The organism is Paenibacillus xylanivorans (genome assembly GCF_001280595.1).
In the GTDB taxonomy this organism is placed as follows: Bacteria; Bacillota; Bacilli; order Paenibacillales; family Paenibacillaceae; genus Paenibacillus; species Paenibacillus xylanivorans.
Genome location: NZ_LITU01000068.1, coordinates 100934 through 123251, shown reverse-complemented (window position 1 = coordinate 123251; position 22318 = coordinate 100934). Strand labels below are relative to the sequence as shown.

Below are 22318 nucleotides of genomic sequence, written 5' to 3'. Positions count from 1 at the left end.
GGAGGCGAAACTTGTGTCTTATTCCGCAAGCCTGAAAGACCGAATGGGCCGGTTTGTCATCTACGCCATCGTTATATTGCTGGCTTTGATCTGCCTCCTTCCATTATGGAATATCGTTGCGATTTCATTCAGCAGCAGTGAGGCCGTCTCGGCCAATGCCGTAGGTCTGTTACCCGTCAAGTTTACAACAGCCGCTTATTCGAAAATTATTGATGATGCGCAGTTCTGGCGATCCTTTGGCATTTCCGTTCTGCGTGTGGCTCTATCACTTGTGCTCAACATGATTCTTATTGTTTTGATGGCTTATCCGCTATCCAAGTCGAAGAGAGAATTTAAAGGCAGAAATATTTATATGAATGTCATGATTTTTGCCATGCTGTTCAGTGGGGGAATGATTCCCAGCTATCTGCTGATCAAAAACCTGGATATGCTCAATACGATTTGGTCGCTTGTACTGCCAGGTGCTGTGCCAATATTCAGTGTCATCCTTGTGATGAACTTCTTCGCCGCCGTACCTAAAGCGCTCGAAGAAGCGGCTTTCATCGACGGGGCCAACGCAATGCAGGTTTTGTTCAAAGTGTATGTCCCCGTATCTATTCCGGCGCTGGCGACTGTATCCTTATTCAGTATCGTGGGCACATGGAATGATTTCTTCAGTGGATTGATTTACATGACCAAAGTAAGCAATTATCCGTTAATGACTTATATACAGTCCCTTAACGTGAATATTGCTGAACTTTTGCAATCCGGCACCAACTCTGCGCAGCTTAGCAACTTGACTGAGATCTCGAACAAAAATCTAAATGCGGCCAAAATCGTAGTGGCTGTCATTCCGCTGCTGCTGATTTACCCGCTATTGCAAAAATACTTTGTGACCGGAATTGTTGTGGGTTCGGTAAAAGAGTAATAGTGAATGGAACGGAGTCTGGATGAGCAGAATCTGGTTTAAGAGAAAGGTGGTGCGTTATGGGAAATGAAAAATGGTGGAAAGAAATTGTCGTATATCAAATTTATCCTCGCAGCTTTCAGGACAGCAATGGTGACGGCATCGGGGATTTGAAAGGCATATTTTCCCGACTCGATTATTTGAAGGATCTTGGCATCGGTGCGATCTGGCTGTCACCGGTGTGCAAATCCCCTCAAGATGACAACGGGTATGACATTTCGGATTACCAGGATATTGATCCGATGTTTGGTTCGCTTGAGGATATGGAATTACTGATTCAGGAAGCAGGCAAGCGGGACATCCGAATCATTATGGATCTGGTGCTTAACCACTCATCAGATGAACACCCCTGGTTTAAGGAAGCACGGAAAAGTAAAGATAATCCGTACCACGATTACTATGTGTGGAGAGATGGTGTGGAAGGTACGCCGCCCAACGATCTGGGTTCAACCTTTGGCGGTTCCGCCTGGGAATGGGTACCTGAGCTGGGACAGTACTATCTGCATCTATTCTCTGTCAAGCAGCCGGATCTGAACTGGGAGAACCCCAAGGTTCGGCAGGAGATATACGATATGATTCAATGGTGGATGGATAAAGGCGTAGGTGGTTTTCGATTGGATGTTATCGATCTGATAGGCAAGGAGCCTGACCTCAAAATTACGGGTAATGGGCCAAATCTGCGAAAATATATGCGTGAACTCAGTAAAGAGACATTCCAAAAGGGTGATCTGCTAACCGTCGGAGAAACATGGGGGGCAACGCCCGAGAGTGCCAAGCTTTATAGCAACCCGGATGGCAGTGAACTATCCATGGTCTTCCAATTTGAACATATTAGCTTGGATGAACAACAGGGAAAAGGGAAGTGGGATCTCCAGCCGCTGGATTTGCTCCAATTAAAGAAGGTGCTATCCAAATGGCAGACCGAGCTCAAGGGCGAAGCCTGGAACAGCTTGTTCTGGAACAACCATGACCTTCCGCGGATCGTCTCTCGTTGGGGGAATGACGGAGAGTATCGTGTGGAGTCTGCCAAGATGTTGGCAACGCTTCTTCATGGCATGCAGGGTACGCCATATGTGTACCAGGGTGAAGAATTAGGCATGACGAATGTACGTTACGACATTGAAGAATACCGTGATATTGAGTTGCTGAATCTGTATAAAGAGCGGATCGGGCAGGGGTATTCGAAGGAAGACGTAATGGAATCGATTTATGCCAAAGGCCGTGATAACGCACGTACGCCGATGCAGTGGGATACTTCCGAAAATGCAGGCTTTACGGAAGGCAAACCATGGATTTTGGTAAATCCGAATTATACTGAGATTAATGCGGAAGAATCTATGAATAATCCGAATTCCATTTACCAGTACTATAAAACTCTGATTCAGCTGCGAAAAGAGCATGAAGTGATTATCTATGGGGATTATGAACTGCTGTATCCGGAAGACACCAACCTCTTTGCTTACACACGAACACTCGGTGGAACAAAATTGCTAGTGCTGTGCAACTTCTATGGCAAAATTGTTCCATTCCAGATTCCCAGGGAATTTGCAGGGGACAAAAGATTATTAATTAGTAACTATTCGGACGGAGTTTCAGAGAACGCACTTCGTCCTTATGAAGCGAGAATGTATCTGCTCGGATAGTGTAAAAGATAAGGGTTGAAGGTGAAAAAAGCTTTCAACCCTATTTTTTGACGAAAAGAAGCTTCTGCAAGAAGACATCCAGCGCCATGGATTGTGAATGTTCCTTGTGGCGAATGATGGAGAAGCTGCGTTCCAGATGCAGCTGTCTGATTCGCAGTTCTTCGACTTCCCCGGTTGCCAGCTCCTTATGAACGATCCATCTGGATACCATCGCAATTCCGAGTCCGGCAGCAACAGCTTCCTTCACACCCTGACTGCTGGTGAAGACATAGGACCGCTTGGGACGGATCGCAGTCTGTTCCATAAAATGATCACTAAACGCGCGTGTTCCTGAACCTAACTCACGAAGGACCCAGACCTGATCCTGAAGCATATTCTGCTCTACCACGACGGAACTGGAGAGGGGATGGCCGAAAGGAGCTACAACGATCATCTCATCCTTCATATAAGGGATAACGTCAAGATCTGATGAGGCTTGGGCTTCACCCTCCACAAATCCGATATCCAGTTGATTTCCCCTAACCGCAGACAAAATCTCCTGAGTATTGCCAATAGTAACCTGAAGGTTGACCTGCGGATACTGAGCTGCGAATTCTGCCAGCTTCTTAGGCAAAATATATTCACCGATGGTGAAGCTGGCTCCGATCTGTATGCTTCCAGTCACCTCATCCCGCAGCATCTGAATTTCCTGCCGCGCTTCATCGTAGCGAGCCTGAATGACTTTGGCATGCCTGTAGAGGATCGCCCCCGCTTCAGTCAGGGACACCTGCTTTGGCGAACGATGCAGCAGTTTGGCTCCCAACTCATTCTCCAGATTTTTGATATGCAGGCTCACCCCAGGCTGGGAAAGATTCAACAGTTCTGCGGCTTTGGAGAAATGGCTTTGTTCTGCAACGGTAACGAAGACCTTTAATGCATCAGTAATCATTATAATTCCTCATTTGAATAGTGTATTTTCATGGTAATAAGCCTATTGAACTCATTTTAGCATAAGATACCCAATCAATCATAAGTTTTTGTAATGATTAGGATCGCAGATTCATATTTCACTTCCTGTCTTTCTGCTTCTATAGTTAGGATATACTTTATCCAATAAGGAAGTGCAGAGCTATGATCTTACAGACACCGTTGAGATTCGTTAAAAACATAAAAGTGGTTAGAAACCGGGGATTTTTGCAGGGGATTGGACTGACCTTACTGCTCTCGTTCATTGCCAAGCTGCTGGGTTATCTGCCGTTTCTGAATATCATGGGTCAACTGGTTATTGCCATTCTGCTTGGCATCCTGTACCGGGCCATACGCGGCGTTCCGATGACCGCTCAATCCGGGATCTCCTTCTCGGGAAAACGATTGCTGCGGTTTGGCATCATCCTGCTGGGTCTGAAACTGAACCTGCTGGATATTGTCCATGCAGGCTACAAAGTGGTTGCGCTAGCGGCAATCAATGTTACTGTGGCGATTTTTATCGTATATGGACTGTGCAAGTGGTTAAAGATCGACAAACGAATAGGGCTGCTGACCGCATGTGGAACAGCTATCTGCGGTGCCGCGGCCGTGGTCGCGATTGCGCCACAGATCAAGGCAAAAGATGAAGAAACAGCAGTAGGTGCAGCCACGGTGGCTATATTGGGCACCATTTTCACTCTGGCCTATACATTACTGTACCCGGTATTGGGTTTAAGTGCGAATGGATATGGCGTTTTCACAGGCGCTACACTTCATGAAGTGGCACATGTCATCGCTGGGGCTGCACCTGGCGGGCAAGCGGCACTGGATATGGCAGTCATCGTGAAGCTAACCCGGGTCGCCATGCTGGTGCCGATTGCTCTGATCATCGGTTTGTGGAGTGGACGACAGGCACGTGGGGGAGAGCAAAAATTATCTAAAGGAAGAATCCGGTGGCGTGAATTGCCCGTACCTTGGTTCATTTTCGGTTTTCTGGCCATGAGTGGATTAAACACGCTGGGCATTATTCCGCAAGAGATGATCTCGGGACTTCTGGTTCTTTCCTATATGCTACTCGCGATGGCTATGGCTGGATTGGGGTTGGGTGTGGATATTGCAACCTTCCGCCGTCTGGGCAAAAAGCCTTTCTTGGCAGGATTACTGGGCTCTGTCGTTTTGTCCGTGATCGGCTTTGTGCTTGTTCGTGCCTTTGGCCTGAACTAGGGCGTGTGTTCAAACCCATGCAAGCCACAATGAACACTCTAGTTAATCGTAACGAGTCACTAGACGTCGATAGTTTTTACTTTATTAAATAAGCATTCGCCTAAATGACGTTAACAAAAAGCAGGTATTGACTCTTAGTAGATCAATGCGTGCTTTTTGTTGTTTGCGAGATGCTTATCATCAGATCCAGAACGAACACGACAAATGAAATGACGAACATCATGCGAATATAATGCCGAGTGGGATAGGGTTGGATGCCGTTCCGGTTTGTCATGAACAATGCACCGCATTCTTGATTGCTTCGTTATGAATGCGATTTAATATCTCAGGGAAAGTATAAAACCTCTGTTTGAAAATTATAAGTATTTTCCTTTTATGGTTTAAAAGTCCGGAATACACATATGAAAGTCTGGATAACGATGTATTTTATGATTGCAAGCATTCGGGTTGATCGTAAACATCCAAAAAGGAAGATCAGAAGTCCGAATACCGTCTCTAGGGGTCTGATAAGGAGAATGGGAAGCGGTTTATACTAAATCTGTTCCATAAATGACAAATCCAAGCAGAGAAGTGGATCAGTTATCCAAGAAACTCCCCAAGTTAAGCGGCGATCACGCATTACGGTTGCGTAAGTCGTGTTGTATGTCTTCTGATTGCGGCCATTTACCCGATCTATCTTAGTCATAGCGTCGTTCAGTGATTCTTCCACTGTGGCTAATGGACAGGTGTAGGTCTATCGGTTCATTCAAAAGTATTTTAATAAGGGGGTGATGATCGGCGCAGAGAAAAAATAAGGCAGATTGTAATTCATTACGAATCAAGGAGGTTCCTACATGGGGAAAAGATAGGCAAAAAGCTTTTACCAAGGCTGGAATTCAACCGTTCATTTCATTGAATAAAAATTTTGCTAATAACCTGAGGAGGAATTTAATGCGCAACAAGTATATCGTATGGTCACTCGTATTGACCCTACTAGTCTCGAATTTATTTCTGGCTGTAGGATCCCCAACTCCTGTATCAGCAGCCGGAGGACCGGACCTAGCACAAGGCAAGAGTGTTACCGCGAGCGGGTACAACCAAACATACAGTCCGACCAATGTGATTGACAGCAACCAAGCGACCTATTGGGAAAGTACCAACAGCGCTTTCCCCCAATGGATTCAAGTGGATCTAGGAAGCAACACCAACATTGACCAAATCGTGTTGAAGCTTCCGACAGTGTGGGAAAAGAGAACCCAAACGATAACCGTGCAAGGCAGCGAGAACGGTTCATCGTTCACGAATATCGTGGGTTCTGCGGATTATGTATTTAATCCATCCGTTGGGGAGAACTCGGTTACTATCGATTTTCCTGCTGTCGAGACAAGGTACGTTCGTTTAAGCGTAACGGGCAATTCCGAGTGGCCGGCAGCTCAACTGTCCACATTTGAAATCTACGGACCGAGCAGTGAGGGACCAACTATACCTGGCCCCGATCCTGTGGATCCTCCAATTCCTACAGAGGGAAGCAACATTGCCATTGGTAAGTCGATTACTGCATCGTCCAGCACCTTAAACTTCGTAGCTGCGAATGCAAACGATAACAATATCAATACGTACTGGGAAGGCGGCAGCACTCCAAGTACACTCACTCTGGATCTTGGCTCGAATCATAAGATTACATCCATCGTGCTGAAGCTTAACCCGGATTCAGTCTGGAGCACGCGTACACAGACCATTCAAGTGCTCGGACATAACCAGGACACGACAACGTTCAGCAATCTGGTATCCTCACAATCGTACACATTCAACCCAGCTTCCGGCAACACGGTAACGATTCCCGTTTCAGCAACGGTTAAACGTGTACAACTGAACATTACGGCCAATTCGGGAGCTCCTGCGGGGCAAATTGCTGAATTTCAAGTGTTTGGCACACCTGCACCGAATCCTGATCTGACGATTACAGGCATGTCCTGGTCTCCGTCTTCTCCAGTGGAGAACAGCCCTATTACCCTTAATGCTATCGTCAAAAACATTGGCTCTGCTGCTTCTCCATCTTCTAGTGTCAACTTCTATTTGAACAACGAACTGGCTGGTTCGTCACCAGTAGCTGCTTTGCAAGCAGGGGATTCGACAACGGTCTCGCTTAATGCAGGTAATAAAGGAGCTGCATCATATACGCTTAGCGCCAAGGTGGATGAGAATAACCAGATCATCGAAGAGAATGAAGGGAACAACAATTACACTCACTCCTCTTCTTTGGTGGTTGCGCCGATTACAAGTTCTGATCTGGTAGGCACGGTCTCTTGGAGTCCTGGAAACCCTACAGCAAATAGTACAGTAACGTTTACGGTTAATCTGAAAAATCAGGGAAACATGGCCTCCGCAGGCGGTGTGCACGGAGTTACAGTGGTTCTCAAGAACGCTGCTGGAGCAACGCTTCAGACGTATAGTGGTTCCTATAACGGCACATTGGCACCGGGAGCTTCGGTCAATGTCAATGTTGGAACGTGGACTGCTGCAACTGGTAATTACAATGTGACAACTACCGTTGCAGTGGATAATAATGAAGCTCCGGTGAAACAAACGAATAACGTTGTTACAACAAGTTTGAACGTATATTCTGCCCGTGGTGCAAGCATGCCTTATACCCGTTATGATACGGAAGATGCTACGCGTGGCGGCAGTGCCGCACTGAAGTCCGCACCGACCTTCGATCAGGCTCTAACGGCTTCGGAAGCATCTGGGCAAAAATATATCGCTCTTCCTTCGAACGGTTCTTATGCACAATGGACGGTTAGACAAGGGGAGGGAGGCGCAGGTGTAACCATGCGGTTCACGATGCCGGATTCCGCAGATGGCATGGGTCTTAACGGTGCACTAGAGGTCTATGTTAACGGTTCCAAGGCCAAAACGGTTCCCTTGACCTCCTACTACAACTGGCAGTACTTTTCCAGTGATCAGCCGGGAGATGCGCCAAGTGCAGGACGTCCGTTGTTTCGTTTTGATGAAGTGCACTGGAAACTGGATACACCTCTAAAAGCCGGGGACACCATTCGTATTCAGAAAAACAATGGAGATAACCTGGAGTACGGTGTGGATTTTCTCGAAATCGAACCCGTTCAGGCTGTGATCCCGCGCCCGGCTAACTCCGTCTCTGTAATCGATTTTGGTGCGGTTGCAAACGATGGGAAAGATGATCTTGCCGCATTCGAAGCGGCGGTCCAATCCGCGGTTTCCACAGGCAAGACGTTATATATCCCGGAAGGTACCTTCCATCTCAGCAATATGTGGAAGATTGGCACACCGACGAATATGATTAATAACCTCACCATTGTGGGCGCAGGCATCTGGCATACCAATATCCAGTTTACCAACCCCAATGCAGCCTCTGGCGGGATTTCTTTCCGAGTGCAGGGCAAACTGGATTTCAGCAATATCTATATGAATTCCATGCTGCGTTCACGCTATCACGAAAACGCAGTCTACAAAGGGTTTATGGACAATTTCGGCAAGGATTCTAAGTTCAGCAATGTATGGGTCGAACACTTTGAATGCGGTTTCTGGGTAGGAGATTACGCCCATACACCTGCAATAATTGCTGATGGGCTGGTAATAGAGAACAGTCGTATTCGGAATAACCTTGCGGACGGCGTCAACTTCGCCCAAGGCACAAGTAATTCGACTGTTCGCAACAGCAGCGTCCGCAACAATGGTGATGATGGTCTGGCTGTATGGACCAGCAACGTGAATGGCGCTCCTGCTGGTGTGAACAACACATTCTCGTTCAACACGATTGAGAATAACTGGCGCGCAGCAGGCATTGCATTTTTCGGTGGTGGCGGACATAAGGCAACCAACAACCTCATTGTTGACACGGTTGGCGGTTCGGCGATCCGAATGAACACCGTTTTCCCTGGATACCATTTCCAAAATAACACAGGTATTCTGTTCTCCGATACGACAATCATTAACAGCGGCACAAGCAAAGATCTGTACAATGGAGAACGGGGAGCTATTGATCTTGAAGCCTCCAACGATTCCATTAAGAACGTAACGTTTACCAATATTGACATCCTGAATACGCAGCGCAGTGCCGTTCAATTCGGATACGGCGGCGGATTCCAGAACATTGTGTTTAATAACATCAATATTAATGGTACTGGTCTGGACGGAATTGAGACATCCAGGTTCACAACTCCGCATAAAGGTGCAGCAATTTACACCTATACAGGCAATGGCTCTGCCACATTCAATAATCTGACAACCAGCAACATTGCCAACCCAAATGTGAATCAGATTCAAAGTGGGTTTAATTTGATCATTCAATAAATTTTTTTTCAAAAAAAGTAGGGAGCTCAATGAGTTCCCTGCTTTTTTAGGTTAAGCAAAGGAGGAAAGGGTGAACATTGATCTGGATCTGAAATACGGCAAGACAGTAACTGCCAAAGGGAGATTTTAAGATGTCCCATATTTTTTTCTGTAGTGACTTAGCGTAAGTAGAGGCCAAATATATGTATAGCTGTGATAATGGGAATAGAAGTTGCCGGGGAGACCAGCGCCAGTTGGATAATAGGTTTTCCAATCGTTTTCGCGTATGGATGCAATAAGCCTTAGGATGCCGTGATTCACCTCGGGTGTGGGTTTGGGTTGGACAGAGATAAGGGCGTCAAGGGCCCAAGCGGTTTGGGAGGGAGTGCTTTCCCCTAATGGCACATAGTGTAGAAGTCGGTCACTATGACAGGATTCCCCCCATCCACCGTCGGAGTTCTGGATGCTTAAGAGCCATTGGGCTCCTTTTTGCACTGTATCATGGTTTGCAGGTAGTCCGACTGCCGTAAGGCCGGTTAATGCAGCCCAAGTTCCGTAGATATAACATACGCCCCATCTTCCGTACCATGAGCCATCCTTCTCCTGGTTTCGAATGAGCCATTTCGTTCCACGTTTGATCCATTCATGCCTAGTATCAAGCCCGGCAAAGTTTCCAAGATACTCCAGGGTACGTCCCGTTAAGTCAGCCTCCGAAGGGTCTGTAGCTGCAGATTTGGCACCGTCGATGGCGAGCCAGGTGAGCATTTCCTTGTTCGTATTTTTTTCGAATGCCGGCCAGCCACCGTCTTTATTTTGCATGGACAGAACCCAATTCAGTCCGCGATTCCAGGATTGCTGAAATGTTGGAAGAGTAGTGGACAAGCTTCGGATTGCCCGTAAAGCTGCTGTTGTATCATCCACGTCTGGATTGATCGTATTCGACTCTGAAAATCCCCATCCTCCAGGTACTGTATTCGGATTATGAATGCTCCAGTCGGCTGTATTATCTTGCTGACGGGAAAGCAAATAGGAGGCCGCGCGTTGAATAACCTTATGGTCATCGGTAATGGAAGCCTCCTGCAATGCGTAGGTGATTAGGGCCGTATCCCACACGGTAGATGGGGAGTTTTGAATCGTCGTTTTACCATCAGAAGAACGGCACTGCATTGCAGTGAGTCCGGTTATGGCTTTTGTAATCAGGGGGTGCTGCTTATCGTATTTTAGGGCCAATAAGGCAAAAATCATGAGAATTGTACTACTGGCATAACTGTATAATGTGCCATCGGACTCGATTCGCTCTATCATGAACTGTTCCGCCCTAGTTCTTGCAGTGTCGTGGATGTGGCGAGGATTGCCGAGGAGTCTGTTTTTCCCAGTTTGAATGTCGTCCTGCATTTCCTGATATCCTCGGGAAGTTGACTCATCTACAACAATTCGTAAGTCGGTCAGATCAGAGAGATTGGGAGCATCTGGTATGGTGAGGGCGAAGCGCAGGTCTGCCATAATGAGCATGGGGGTAAGGTGAACTCTGGAGTAACCGGAAAATTCAAAATAGTTGATGGGAAAATAGGTAGGGAACATCAGAATCTCCAGTGGGATCATCGAAATGGATAAGGGCCATTTCATTTGTCCGGTAGCGGCAAGTATCGCTTTGGTCAAAATACTCGTAACTTTCCCGATACCTCCTTTGGACTGAATATAGTGTTTGGCCCTCTGGATTGGCTCGTCCGTACTCTGGCTGTACCCGGAGTATAGCAGGGCGTAATAGGCTTCAACCGATGCAGATAAATTTCCCTCCTCTTCATCAGGGTATAGTCTCCAGCACCCATTTTGTTGCTGTTCGTTAAGGATACGATCATGCAACTGCCGGATCAGCGCTTCATTCGGAACGTCTAATATTCGAAAGAGAATGATGACATAAGCATCAATTACCGTACCGTTCTCAAAACAAAAATGCCAGGAACCGTCTTGTTGCTGCTGTTGAAGCAAGGAAGTCGTCATCCGCCCAATTTCCTCATCAATTGCGCTCAGTACATGGCCCATTCCACGGATACCTCCAGAGTACGTCATTTTTGTATTATATGATTCCAAACAAGGGGAAATGAGGATGAGAATGAGCGTAAATCCAGGCGAGTAATGCTTTTTTAACAATTTTAAATAAAAAATGAAATTTTACTGTTGAAATTTTTTCCAATAAAGTGTATAAATATCTTTGTTAACGCTTACAAGATTTTTGATCTATATCTTTCTCCGATACCCTTCAAAAAGGAGGTGTAAGTACTAATACATGTGACACCTGAAAAACGGACTTTATGCTTTTTAAAATGAAATCGATTTCATTTTGTGGAATTTGATAGTTGGCAGCTCAAATAAGAATCATTCAAAGGAGATATGTGTATGAAGATCTGGAAAAAGAGCGTGTTAGTGTTGTTGTCCACTTTTCTGGTAACTACGGGTTCGTATATGCCTAAGACTGCGCATGCAGCGGGTGAACAGGTGGAGGTATGGATTTCAACTTCAGACCCCAATTCCGAACCGGCTGTCGGGTTAAGAACGGATGCTAGGCTCACCAAAATCGCATCCAAAAACTTCAGCAGCAACTCAGGCAATGCGGATGTTACCATAACCGTAAACGAAAACAAAACGTATCAGCAAATGGATGGTTTTGGCGTGTCATTAACGGATGCTTCCGCATGGCTCATGAACTACAAGCTGGATAACGGCAAGCGTGCGGAAGTAATGGAGAAGCTGTTTGGCAACACAGGAATCGGGCTCAGCTTATTGAGACAACCGATCGGCAGCTCCGATTTTGCCTGGGCAGCCTACACCTATGCCGATACACCAAATGATACTTCACTCAGCCAATTCACGATTGATCGGGACAAGGCTTACATTCTGCCCATGGTCAAAGCGGCAATCGCTAAGAATCCTAATATCAAAGTAATGGGTTCCCCATGGAGTGCGCCTGCCTGGATGAAATATTCCAACAATCTGAACGGTGGCAAACTGAAAGCGGAGCACTACGGCACATATGCGAATTATTTCAAAAAATACATTGAAGCCTACCAGGCTGAAGGCGTACCCATCTATGCTGTTACGTTGCAAAACGAGCCAATGTACGAGCCATCCCACTATCCTTCCATGGGTATGGATGTACAGGATCAGACTGGCTTTATAGGTGATTATCTTGGACCAACGCTCCGCAATGCCGGAATCAACACCAAAATTATTGCATTCGACCATAACTTTCTGGATTGGAACTTCCCGAACCAGGTCATTACGAATCTGAAGAACGCAAGCAAGGGTAGCTACGTATCAGGCAGCGCATTCCACCATTATGACAGCGGTGACGGTTCGACAATGACCTCCATTCATAACAATCACCCGGACAAGGAAGTTTGGTTCACAGAAGGTGGTTTTGGTAACTGGAATGATCCGCAGAATGGGACCTCATCGGGCTTCGATAATATGATGAACGAGTTCATTAATATTACGAGAAACTGGTCGAAATCGATCATTCTATGGAATGCTGCCTTGGATCAAAAAGACGGTCCAGCCTTGCTTTCACCGAACAATACCAATAAAGGCATGATTACAATCCGCAACTCAGACAACCGTAACGATGCTCCTGAGAATACTGTCACGTATCACAAACAATATTATTTGTTGGGGCACTTTAGTAAATTTGTGGTACCAAACGCATACCGCATTGACAGCAACACCGGATCTGAAGTCAAAAATGTGGCTTTCCGCAATCCGGACGGTTCCAAAGTGGTTGTCGCCTACAATTCTTCCAGTTCGTCGAAAAATGTGAAGATCCAATGGGGCAGCCAAAGCTTTGTTGTCACTATTCCAGGCAAGTCCGCTATGACGTATAAATGGTATGGAAATGTTTCTTAAGAGGTAGCAGGAATTCAGATTCCCGCCTCCAGTAAGCTAGGGGCCGCGAGCAGTCGCGGCTTTTTTAATTTGCTTTTATTTAAATATCATCCACCCTATACATTTGTTGTGATTTTTACGTATTCAAGGGTTTTACAATTTTAATATTATGATTTTTTAGTTTAACTGTCCTCTTACATTGGGTTGATATACTAGCGTGAGCTTTTTATATGGGAGAGGGGTTAGACAACTTGAAAGACATCAATAAGCGCTGGATGGCGATCATGCTTGCAACGGTAATGATTGTTCAATCATTCTGGACATTTGCAGGAATTGGATATGCGGCAGCATCAGAGAACCTTAACACCAGTAATCTGGCGAAAAACGTGGTAATCAGCCAATTTTATGGAGGCAAGAAAGACGACGTGCTCGACGTGTACGGCAACGACTTTGTAGAACTATATAATCCGACAGCAGAGCCAGTTTCGCTGAACGGCTGGTCCATACAATTTGCTGATAACCAAAAAAATAATTGGAAGGTTGCTCAGTTGGGTACAACTACTGCCCAGATTCCGGCCTATGGCTATTATCTAATTGCGCTTGGCAGCAATGGCAACGTTGGAGAGCAGCTTCCGCAGCCGGATGCCACCGAAGTTTCATTCAAACTAGGCAACAACAGCGGAAAGCTGGTCTTGTTAAATACGACACAATTGTTGGCGGTTAACAATCCGATGGATGATTCTTTACAGGAACATGTGATTGATTTTGTTGGATATAGTGCGGATGCTTCTTGGGGAAGTCCGGCTTTAGAAGCGGGCAAGCAGAGCACCATGCAACGATTGGTGTTCGATCCGCTGAATCCGGAGAAGAGCACTACAGCAGCTGCATTTCCGAATCGTGGAAACAACTGGGACACTCGGAATAACGGAAATGACTTCGAGAAGGTCAAAGGCGCAAAGGCTCGCAATTCAAGCACAACTTCCGCCTATGTCATTCTGGAAAGTAATCAAAGTATAGAGATGCAATCGGCTTCGAGCGTAGATCCTGTACATAACCAGATTACGTTGAATGCATTTGGAGGCTTGGTTAAGCAGGGACCCTGGACATCCGATGATTTCAGTGTGCTTGGCCTACCGGCAGGATTCTCTGCTGAAGCCAGTGCGAACGGGGATCAGATCGAAGTAACCATAACTGGAGATGGCACCGGGAATGTGATATCAGATAGCCTTCTGACATTTGAGATTCATCCTGATGCGTGGAACCAAGTTCACAAACCAACCGCATCTTTAACGGTGTATCAAGGAAGTAATATCGTAACAATGGCTCAATTCACGCCATCCAATAAGATTGTAGCAACACTGGACACTACATCGTCCAACATTCGCATGGACAGCGCGAAGGACTTGAATACCACGATTCAACTCAATCTTAGTGCCGGCGTACCCGTGGATGGTGTGCTGGATTTGAATGCTTACAGTGTGACGGGGCTCCCTGAAGGAGACTGGAATATTAAGGCTGAGGGTCGAAGCAGTGATCATACGATTACGCTTTCCATTTCGGGAACATCCGCTTCCGCTGTCATGAACACGGTCATGCTGAATGTGACGTTAATGGCTGAGGCTGTGCAGGATACGGACTGGCTGGCTTCGGAAGTGATCAGCGTCCCTCTGCTTCGGTACAGTCAACCGCTTCTTGCTGATGAGAATCGCAAACATGTCGTTGAAGACAGCATCATAGCGGACAATATAGGTTTTAATGACCCTGCCACCAAAGAATATAAATATGGAAGTGACGCAATGGGAGCGAACGAATATACCTTCCTGCGCGGTACACATTCCTTATTCAAGGCTGATCTTGCAGCGGGTCTTATTCCTTCTCCAAATTCAGTAATTCCGGGCTGGAATGAGAAAGACATTCTTACTTACACGCAAGGAGACGCCCATATTCAGAATGTGGGGACTTTTAACGACAGTACCAATCTGATGGTGTTCAGTTTGAACGATGTGGATTCATCCGGAATCGGAAGCTTTTATGACGATCTGATTCGTTTTGTTACAAGTATTTATGTAGTCAAATACGAAAAAGACAGCTCTGCGATTGCCAATCTGCAGGATGCCGATTTCCGGGAAGTATCTCGCGTTTTCCTGAAGACCTATAAGGATACTCTGATTGAAATTAATAACGAACTCAGCCCGAAAAACACCAAGCTGACCAAAAGCAATGTAACGCCTTACACGAAAGAGGTCATGGACAAAGTCTCCAAAGTATCTTATGAGGAAGCATTGCAAAAATTACTCGGTAAGCGGGCGCTTGATGGGAAATTAAACATCGCTGGCAATTCGGACAAGTTTGAGGTGGCAACGGATGTGGAGAAATCTTCCCTGCAAGCGTCTTGGGAAGCATACAAATTGCAAGTCAGAAGCAATTTCCCGAACCTGAGCGACGATGAATTCAATGCCTACTTTAAGATAAAGGATATTGTGCGCCGTATTCATCAGGGAATTGGCAGCATTGGGGTTGAACGCTATAATGTGCTGATCGAAGGATCGAGTGAGGCCAATACGGACGATATTCTGCTCGACGTAAAAGAGCAGACTCGGGACGCCAATCTTTCGAAAGATGCCTACCTTAAAACTTCAGTCGATCCCGATTCTTATCTGGGTGTGCTCGAAGCAATGAATCGTTCGTACCTGATTAAGGAAGTTTCACCTTTTAAAGGTGATTACACGGATAAGCCATTCAAGAACAAGGAAGAGTTGGAGCAGTATTTGATCGATGCCGCCAAGGCTTACGCTTATGCAAGCTCGCGCCTGGACAAGGTAACCGATGAGTTGAACTACCGTTTTGAGGAACGTTTTGTAACGAATATTGTACCGATCTGGGATGAGTTGCAGAACTTTATTCTTAATGCGTCTGAGGATTACTCGCATCAGGTCGCAGCCGATTTTGCGCTAATAAAGGAGAATATGCGAACCGGGAAGCTGATCGACGTTTCTACACTGGATGAATTATCCGTTGATCAAGGTTCTTTGAGTCCAGCATTTGATCCTGCAATTACGGCGTACAGTCTGAATGTTGAAAAAGCAACAGACTCCATCAGTATTACGGCGAAGGCTACGGATAGCCAGGCAACTTTGTCAGCCAAAGGCGAGCCTTATGTAAACGGAATAAGCCAATCGTATGGGTTATCTGTTGGGAAAAATGTAATTCCAATTACGGTAAAAGCACGTAATGGGTCCAGTAAGACCTACAGTTTAACTGTCGTCAGAGCCGGAGATTCCACCACGGTTCCATCAACGCCTTCGACTCCTTCTATTCCAACTGGAGGAACGAATGATAATCAAACGGGTACCACTGCCAATAGTGGAACGATTACTGTGAATGGTGGATCGTTGAGCCTGAGCGGGGTTCAAATCAATGTGCCAGCTGGAGCGATGGATAGCAGCATCGTAATTTCCGTAAATAAAGTAAACCAAACCTCGAATCTGTTCACTGATTCCACATTGAAACTGATCGGGGATGTCTATGAGATTACGGCGAGCAAGAGCGGGGACTTCACCAAACCGGTGACCGTTACCTTGCCATTCGACAAGAACAAGGTGAACTTTGACAAATCGGTTGTGGGATTGTATTGGTTCAACGAGCAAACTCAAAAGTGGATTGCGCTTGAACATTTGCAAGTGGACCAAATGAATGGAACGGTATCTGGAACCATTAATCATTTTACCAAGTTTGCTGTTCTGGTATCCGATAAAACGGTAACGCCAACTCCGGAAGGAACCAAAAACTTCACGGATCTCGAAGGACATTGGGCTTCCGGAAGTATTATGGATCTGGTTGAACGCGGTGTGATCCAAGGATATCCGGACAACAGCTTCAGACCGGATAACAAAATTACCAGAGCCGAATTTGTTACTCTTGTTATTAAGGCTTTAAATTTACAAGGCTCTTCTGTCAAAGGATTTGTGGATACCACCACCCATTGGGCACAAGAAGCGATTTCCACTGCGGCAGGTCTAGGTATTGTTAATGGATATAGTGATAATACCTTTGGTCCAGATGAATTGGTGACCCGCGAGCAAATTGCGACGATGGTCGTTCGTGCAGCACAGATCGCTGATACAGAGAGCAACATCAGCTTCTCCGATGTCGCTGAAATATCCGGTTGGGCTCGTTCAGCACTTGCCGCAGCCATTGCCAATGGTCTCGTTAATGGTTATCCAGATGGAACGCTGAAACCGAAAGGGAATACGACTCGCGCTGAAGCGGCTACACTTATCCAAAGAGCTATTCAATTGACAAAATAAAATTAGGATTTCAGAAAGGCTGCTCTCCAGCAAGTTTAACTTGTTGGGGAGCAGCCTTTCTGTGTCTGGTTAAATTATTTTCTTACAGTGATATACCATTTTCAATAATGACGCGATTAAGCTTTGTTTTCACCGGATTCGTAAGGGTATCACCTACTGGACATTTGCTTTCCAAAAATTGTACAAACGATTCAACCTTTTCTTCAGATGAGCTTGTTTTAATATAGAACGTGTATCGAATATCGGAATAACCGGGACGTACATCAGATCGGTTGAAAAATCCGTCAAGGTCCAGATCACCTTCAGCTTCAACTCTGAAATCATCAAGGACGACATCAAAATTGGAGGCATAAACCCGGGCCACAATGGATTGACATGCGCCAAGGGAGGCAAGTAAAGCTTCTACAGGATTCATTCCCGAGTCAGTACCACCGAGGCTTGTTGGCTCATCGATGATCAGTTCAAATTGTCTCACTTTGGTGATCACTTTAACCCCATCTTGTAGATGGGCAGTAGCTTTGAAAGTCTGAACATTAGCCATCCAATACCTCTCCTTTATAAAACATTCTATGTAACTTGGTTTAGTATGGATTATAGTTCCATATCTCACAAGTTGTCAATATAAGGGAGGGAATAGAATTGGGTATTCTCATTCAATAGAAAAATGGATAGCCTTGTGGCTATCCATTTCTATAGCATCTCAACTTTTCAGCTTGCGTGCTTATTCACTCATAACGTGATCATATTTTTCCTTCAAACGTTTGATATCTGCTCTCGGCGGCGCTCCGAACATGCGGGAGTACTCCCGGCTGAATTGCGACGCACTCTCGTAACCAACCCGGAACGCTACATCAGCAGCATCAGCCGACTCCGCCATGAGCAGCCGACGGGCTTCCTGAAGCCTTAACTGCTTCTGAAACTGAAGCGGGCTCATGGCGGTAATTTCTTTAAAATGTCGATGGAACGAGGACACACTCATATTGGCTGTCTCCGCAAGATCTTCGATTCGAAAAGGCTGCTCCCAATGTCGAACAATATGCTCAATGGCTTCCCGAATCCTGTAGCTGCTGCTGCCTTCCACTGCAATCTGGGCCAGTTCGGCTCCATAGGGTCCCTGCAAAAGCCGGTACAGAATTTCCCTCGTATACAGTGGGGCGAGGAACGGGATTTCTCCCGGTGTATCCAGCAGCCGAACCAACCGCAGTACAGCATCATGAATGGATGGCTCCATCTGTCCAACGAATAGGGCACGTCGGGCGTTTTCTTTGGACGTGACCTTAATATCACAATCGTTCAACACTTCAAGAATCTGGCTCTGTGTAAACTCAAGCTTAAGACTCAGGTAAGGCATATCAGAGGAAGCTTTTATAATTTGACCAATCACCGGCAGGTTCATGGAAGCAATCAGATAATTGGAGGGTCCGTATTCGAATCTTTCCTGTGCCAGCAAGATTTCTTTCAAGCCTTGAACGATAACACAAAATGAAGGCTTGTAAACCCGGTAAGCAGGCTCGCTAATACTGGAATGCTGATAGACATACAGGGAAGGGATTGCCGTTTCCTTGGAGCTATTATGAATGGAGTGGCGCCTGATTAGTTCGGTGAGTTCTTGTTTCTGCTGAACTGCGTTATCGGACATACAAATCCTCCTTGGAAGTTGTTCTTGCTTCATTATAAGATTTAATGACCTTAGACAAAAGTGGGTCTGATAGGATCAGGCAATCAATTAAGACAAATGATATACCGCCTCGCTCCCTCAGTTCGGCATAATAATATTAGGCTTACAGGCTGAATAATCCAGTTTGATCGTAATCGGGGAAATAAATTCAAGTAATTTGGTCTTATGAAATCAAGCGAAGAAAGGAAGTTTGTATAATGCAAAAACGAACATTGGGAAATAGCGGATTGGAAGTATCGGCAATGGGGCTTGGTTGTATGGGCATGAGCTATGGGTATGGTCCGGCTTCGGACAAAACCGAGATGATCTCGGTCATACGGGAAGCTGTTGAACGCGGTGTAACTTTCTTTGATACCGCTGAAGTTTATGGTCCATATATCAATGAAGAACTCGTAGGTGAAGCACTTTCGCCTGTTCGCGATCAGGTCGTTATAGCGACGAAGTTCGGATTTGACATTCAGGGTGGCAAACAGAGCGGGATGAATAGCCGTCCTGAGCAGATCAGGAAAGTTGCCGAAGAGTCTCTTAAGCGACTAAAGATCGAGGCTATTGATTTGTTTTACCAGCACCGTGTCGATCCGGATGTGCCGATTGAAGAAGTTGCCGGAGCTGTGCAGGATCTGATTCGTGAAGGCAAAGTAAAGCATTGGGGGCTATCGGAAGCCGGAGTGAACACGATTCGACGTGCACATGCAGTTCAGCCGCTTGCAGCTGTGCAGAGCGAATATTCACTGTGGTGGAGACGTCCAGAAGAAGAGCTGATTCCCGCGCTTGAGGAACTCGGTATTGGTTTCGTTCCTTTTAGTCCTTTGGGTAAAGGATACCTTACGGGGAGCTTTAACGCGAAAACGACGTTCGATCAGGGTGATTTGCGCAATATTCTTCCACGCTTCACACCAGAGGCGTTGGAGGCCAATCAGGTGCTGGTTGATCTGTTGAAAGAGAAGGCGGAGAAAATCCAAGCCACGCCTGCACAAATCGCACTTGCTTGGCTGCTTGCCCAAAAACCATGGATCGTGCCGATTCCAGGAACGCGCAAGTCGAGTAGACTGAATGAAAATATGGGTGCGGCGGACATTGAACTTACACCCGAGGATGTACAGGACATTAATGATGCAGCTTCAAAAATTACCCTGATGGGTTCCAGATATACAGAGGAGTTGGAGAGAAGAACGGGTCTCTGATCTCCCTAGTTGGACAGAAAGCAGGGTGAAGGGTTGAACAAGCAATTATTGAAGCAGTTGAAGCAAATTTTAATCGAGAGATTGGAGTCACAGATCAACTGGGAAGAAAATCCGGCTTTCAAAGAGTTGTACCTCATTTATTGGATGAAATTAACTTCAGATGCCTGTCCTTTGGAACGACTAAAACGCAAAGACACAAGAATTAATCAGACCAAGACAAATATCTTTTCCCATACGAAGTAAAGGGGTGTATGAACATGGAATATGTGAAGTTGGGCCGTACCGGATTGGACGTTTCGAGATTATGTCTTGGTTGTATGAGCTATGGAGTCCCTGAACGCGGGATCGCTCCATGGTCGCTGAACGAAAAAGAGAGTCGTCCTTTTATCCAAAAAGCGCTGGACTTGGGTATTAACTTCTTTGATACAGCCAATGTATATTCGGATGGTACAAGCGAAGAAATTGTGGGTCGTGCTTTAAAGGATTTTGCTCGTCGTGATGAGGTTGTTATCGCAACAAAGGTTTACTTCCGCATGAAGCCGGGGCCGAACGGCGCAGGTTTATCGAGAAAAGCTATTATGAATGAGGTTGATAATAGCTTAAAGCGGCTAGGGACTGATTATGTGGATCTGTATCAGATCCATCGTTGGGACAGTGGTACTCCAATTGAAGAAACCATGGAGGCCCTTCATGATGTTGTTAAGGCGGGTAAAGCCCGATACATTGGAGCTTCTTCGATGTACGCCTGGCAGTTTATGAAGGCTCAGTATACTGCGGAACGCAATGGCTGGACCCCATTTGTCTCCATGCAAAATTTACTTAATTTGTTGTATAGAGAAGAGGAAAGAGAGATGTTACCTCTTTGCGCAGAAGAAGGAATCGGCGTCATTCCCTGGAGTCCACTTGCCAAAGGAAGACTTACACGGGATTGGAATGAACAAACAGCCCGTTCATCGAACGACGAGGCAGGAGACCGACTAGCTGCAGGGATGGTTGATGCCGATCGTACCATTGTGGAGACTGTCGCCGATATTGCGGACAAACGGGGTGTTTCCAGAGCAACTGTGGCACTGGCCTGGGTTCTGCAAAAAGAAGGTGTCACAGCACCGATTGTCGGTGCAACGAAAGAATATCATCTGGAGGATGCCGTCGCTGCATTGTCCGTGAAGCTGGATGTGCAGGAAATTGCAAGCTTGGAGGAATTCTATGTACCGCACAAAGTATATGGGATGTAAGTCCCTCTAACCTAGTAACTAAAATAAGATTGTCCTGCTTAAATTGCAAATGTGCCAAAGGGTTGCCAATCGAAAAGAAATGTGTATAATTGGAGTCACATCAGAATATTCGAATGTTTTCTAGGGTTCCGCGACAGTTGTGTCGGTCTGGTCCGAGAGAAAACTCACAGCCTGTTGGTTGTGTCACGGAGGGACAAAAGCCTGGGAGATGAACTGCTTAATGCAGTTTGTTTCCCGGGCTTTTTTATTTTGGCTTCATGTAACTAATAATACACGTAGCAATATTTGATAAGGAGTGTGACAGAAATGAACAAAACCTGGTTGTCCGTCGTTATTGCAGCTTTATTTGAAGTTGGTTGGGTCATTGGATTGAAACATGCCAGTGGTTTTCTGGAATGGGGGGCTACATTGATCGCCATTATTGTCAGTTTCACCTTGATGATTGCGGCTTCCCGCTCACTTGATGTAGGAACGGTGTATGCAGTGTTTGTTGGTCTCGGTACTGCAGGGACTGTTCTGGCAGAAATTATTTTGTTTGGTGCAGAGATGCAAACCAGGAAAATGGTACTCATTGGTGTTCTTTTACTGGGTGTAATCGGTCTTAAAATGCTTAGCAAAGGAAAAACAAAGGAGGTACATGAATCATGAACTGGGTGTATCTAATTTTAGCAGGTGTCTTTGAAATGATTGGGGTTTTGATGATTAATAAAATGCACAAAGATCGTAACCTGATTTCTATCGTGCTCTTGGTTGCAGGGTTTGGATTAAGCTTTCTGTTCCTATCCCTGGCGATGAAGACTCTTCCGATGGGAACAGCATACGCCGTATGGACCGGAATCGGCGCTTCTGGGGGAGCCATTCTTGGTATGATATTTTATGGAGAACCTCGAAATGCGTTAAGGATTCTGTGTATTGCCATGGTGCTCGGATCAGCGGTAGGATTGAAATTGGTGAGTTAATTGATTGAATGAACGAGAAAAGAAAAGC

15 protein-coding genes and 1 riboswitch are annotated in these 22318 nt (G+C 45.9%); of the genes, 11 read left to right on the top strand and 4 right to left on the bottom strand.

From position 1 onward, the window contains the following. The first annotated feature begins 13 nt into the window (after positions 1-13). Positions 14-907, top strand: coding sequence for a carbohydrate ABC transporter permease (locus AMS66_RS19055; RefSeq protein WP_082350787.1), 894 nt, complete (start codon positions 14-16; stop codon positions 905-907). 59 nt (positions 908-966) lie between these two features. Beyond that, positions 967-2589 (top strand): glycoside hydrolase family 13 protein, encoded by a 1623-nt coding sequence (locus AMS66_RS19050; RefSeq protein ID WP_053782301.1) that lies wholly within the window; start codon positions 967-969, stop codon positions 2587-2589. Positions 2590-2629: 40 nt separating this feature from the next. Here AMS66_RS19050 and AMS66_RS19045 read toward each other — a convergent pair whose 3' ends face one another. Continuing rightward, a complete protein-coding gene (locus AMS66_RS19045) occupies positions 2630-3517 on the bottom strand; it encodes a LysR substrate-binding domain-containing protein (RefSeq protein ID WP_053782300.1) in 888 nt (295 codons plus the stop codon). 182 nt (positions 3518-3699) lie between these two features. On the opposite strand from AMS66_RS19045, the gene AMS66_RS19040 reads away from it, so the two are divergent. Both AMS66_RS19040 and AMS66_RS19035 read left to right on the top strand, forming a co-directional pair. Next, positions 3700-4758, top strand: a complete 1059-nt coding sequence (locus AMS66_RS19040; protein ID WP_053782299.1) for a YeiH family protein — start codon at positions 3700-3702, stop codon at positions 4756-4758. Positions 4759-5688: 930 nt separating this feature from the next. Further along, on the top strand, positions 5689-9069 hold the full coding sequence (locus AMS66_RS19035) for a discoidin domain-containing protein (protein ID WP_053782298.1): 3381 nt from the start codon (positions 5689-5691) through the stop codon (positions 9067-9069). A 126-nt stretch (positions 9070-9195) separates the two neighbouring features. Here the strand turns inward: AMS66_RS19035 and shc are convergent, their stop codons facing one another. Next, the gene (gene shc, locus AMS66_RS19030) at positions 9196-11091 is read right to left on the bottom strand and encodes a squalene--hopene cyclase (RefSeq protein WP_053782297.1); all 1896 of its coding nucleotides are present in this window, start codon (positions 11089-11091) and stop codon (positions 9196-9198) included. A 354-nt stretch (positions 11092-11445) separates the two neighbouring features. Here shc and AMS66_RS19025 point away from each other — a divergent pair, with 354 nt between their 5' ends. Together AMS66_RS19025 and AMS66_RS19020 are read left to right on the top strand one after the other, a co-directional pair. Beyond that, complete coding sequence (locus tag AMS66_RS19025; RefSeq protein ID WP_053782296.1) at positions 11446-12948, top strand: glycoside hydrolase family 30 protein; 1503 nt, start codon at positions 11446-11448, stop codon at positions 12946-12948. A 230-nt stretch (positions 12949-13178) separates the two neighbouring features. Beyond that, complete coding sequence (locus AMS66_RS19020) at positions 13179-17234, top strand: S-layer homology domain-containing protein (RefSeq protein ID WP_053782295.1); 4056 nt, start codon at positions 13179-13181, stop codon at positions 17232-17234. 82 nt (positions 17235-17316) lie between these two features. Here the strand turns inward: AMS66_RS19020 and AMS66_RS19015 are convergent, their stop codons facing one another. After that, positions 17317-17775 (bottom strand): OsmC family protein, encoded by a 459-nt coding sequence (locus AMS66_RS19015; protein ID WP_053782294.1) that lies wholly within the window; start codon positions 17773-17775, stop codon positions 17317-17319. Between the two features lie 180 nt (positions 17776-17955). Beyond that, positions 17956-18873, bottom strand: a complete 918-nt coding sequence (locus AMS66_RS19010) for an AraC family transcriptional regulator (RefSeq protein ID WP_053782293.1) — start codon at positions 18871-18873, stop codon at positions 17956-17958. 236 nt (positions 18874-19109) lie between these two features. Here AMS66_RS19010 and AMS66_RS19005 point away from each other — a divergent pair, with 236 nt between their 5' ends. The 5 genes from AMS66_RS19005 to AMS66_RS18985 all read left to right on the top strand — a co-directional run bounded on the left by AMS66_RS19005 (position 19110) and on the right by AMS66_RS18985 (position 22290). Beyond that, positions 19110-20096, top strand: coding sequence for an aldo/keto reductase (locus AMS66_RS19005; RefSeq protein WP_053782292.1), 987 nt, complete (start codon positions 19110-19112; stop codon positions 20094-20096). 9 nt (positions 20097-20105) lie between these two features. Then, positions 20106-20339: a hypothetical protein gene (locus AMS66_RS19000; RefSeq protein WP_053782291.1), complete on the top strand. Its 234-nt coding sequence runs from the start codon at positions 20106-20108 to the stop codon at positions 20337-20339. A 14-nt stretch (positions 20340-20353) separates the two neighbouring features. Further along, positions 20354-21331 carry an aldo/keto reductase gene (locus AMS66_RS18995; protein WP_053782290.1) on the top strand — a complete coding sequence of 326 codons (978 nt, stop codon included), beginning with the start codon at positions 20354-20356 and terminating at the stop codon, positions 21329-21331. Between the two features lie 109 nt (positions 21332-21440). Continuing rightward, a riboswitch (guanidine-I (ykkC/yxkD leader) is annotated at positions 21441-21541 on the top strand. 96 nt (positions 21542-21637) lie between these two features. Then, the gene (locus AMS66_RS18990; protein ID WP_053782289.1) at positions 21638-21979 is read left to right on the top strand and encodes a DMT family transporter; all 342 of its coding nucleotides are present in this window, start codon (positions 21638-21640) and stop codon (positions 21977-21979) included. Then, on the top strand, positions 21976-22290 hold the full coding sequence (locus tag AMS66_RS18985; RefSeq protein WP_053782288.1) for a DMT family transporter: 315 nt from the start codon (positions 21976-21978) through the stop codon (positions 22288-22290). The genes AMS66_RS18990 and AMS66_RS18985 overlap by 4 nt, the downstream gene beginning before the upstream one ends. Positions 22291-22318 lie beyond the last annotated feature (28 nt).

Excerpts from the sequence above, each read along its gene's own strand:
- AMS66_RS19050 (WP_053782301.1), top strand. The coding sequence starts at position 967 with ATGGGAAATGAAAAATGGTGGAAAGAAATTGTCGTATATCAAATTTAT.
- AMS66_RS19045 (WP_053782300.1), bottom strand. The coding sequence starts at position 3,517 with ATGATTACTGATGCATTAAAGGTCTTCGTTACCGTTGCAGAACAAAGC.
- AMS66_RS19040 (WP_053782299.1), top strand. The coding sequence starts at position 3,700 with ATGATCTTACAGACACCGTTGAGATTCGTTAAAAACATAAAAGTGGTT.
- AMS66_RS19035 (WP_053782298.1), top strand. The coding sequence starts at position 5,689 with ATGCGCAACAAGTATATCGTATGGTCACTCGTATTGACCCTACTAGTC.
- shc (WP_053782297.1), bottom strand. The coding sequence starts at position 11,091 with ATGGGCCATGTACTGAGCGCAATTGATGAGGAAATTGGGCGGATGACG.
- AMS66_RS19025 (WP_053782296.1), top strand. The coding sequence starts at position 11,446 with ATGAAGATCTGGAAAAAGAGCGTGTTAGTGTTGTTGTCCACTTTTCTG.
- AMS66_RS19015 (WP_053782294.1), bottom strand. The coding sequence starts at position 17,775 with ATGGCTAATGTTCAGACTTTCAAAGCTACTGCCCATCTACAAGATGGG.
- AMS66_RS19010 (WP_053782293.1), bottom strand. The coding sequence starts at position 18,873 with ATGTCCGATAACGCAGTTCAGCAGAAACAAGAACTCACCGAACTAATC.
- AMS66_RS19005 (WP_053782292.1), top strand. The coding sequence starts at position 19,110 with ATGCAAAAACGAACATTGGGAAATAGCGGATTGGAAGTATCGGCAATG.
- AMS66_RS18995 (WP_053782290.1), top strand. The coding sequence starts at position 20,354 with ATGGAATATGTGAAGTTGGGCCGTACCGGATTGGACGTTTCGAGATTA.
- AMS66_RS18990 (WP_053782289.1), top strand. The coding sequence starts at position 21,638 with ATGAACAAAACCTGGTTGTCCGTCGTTATTGCAGCTTTATTTGAAGTT.
- AMS66_RS18985 (WP_053782288.1), top strand. The coding sequence starts at position 21,976 with ATGAACTGGGTGTATCTAATTTTAGCAGGTGTCTTTGAAATGATTGGG.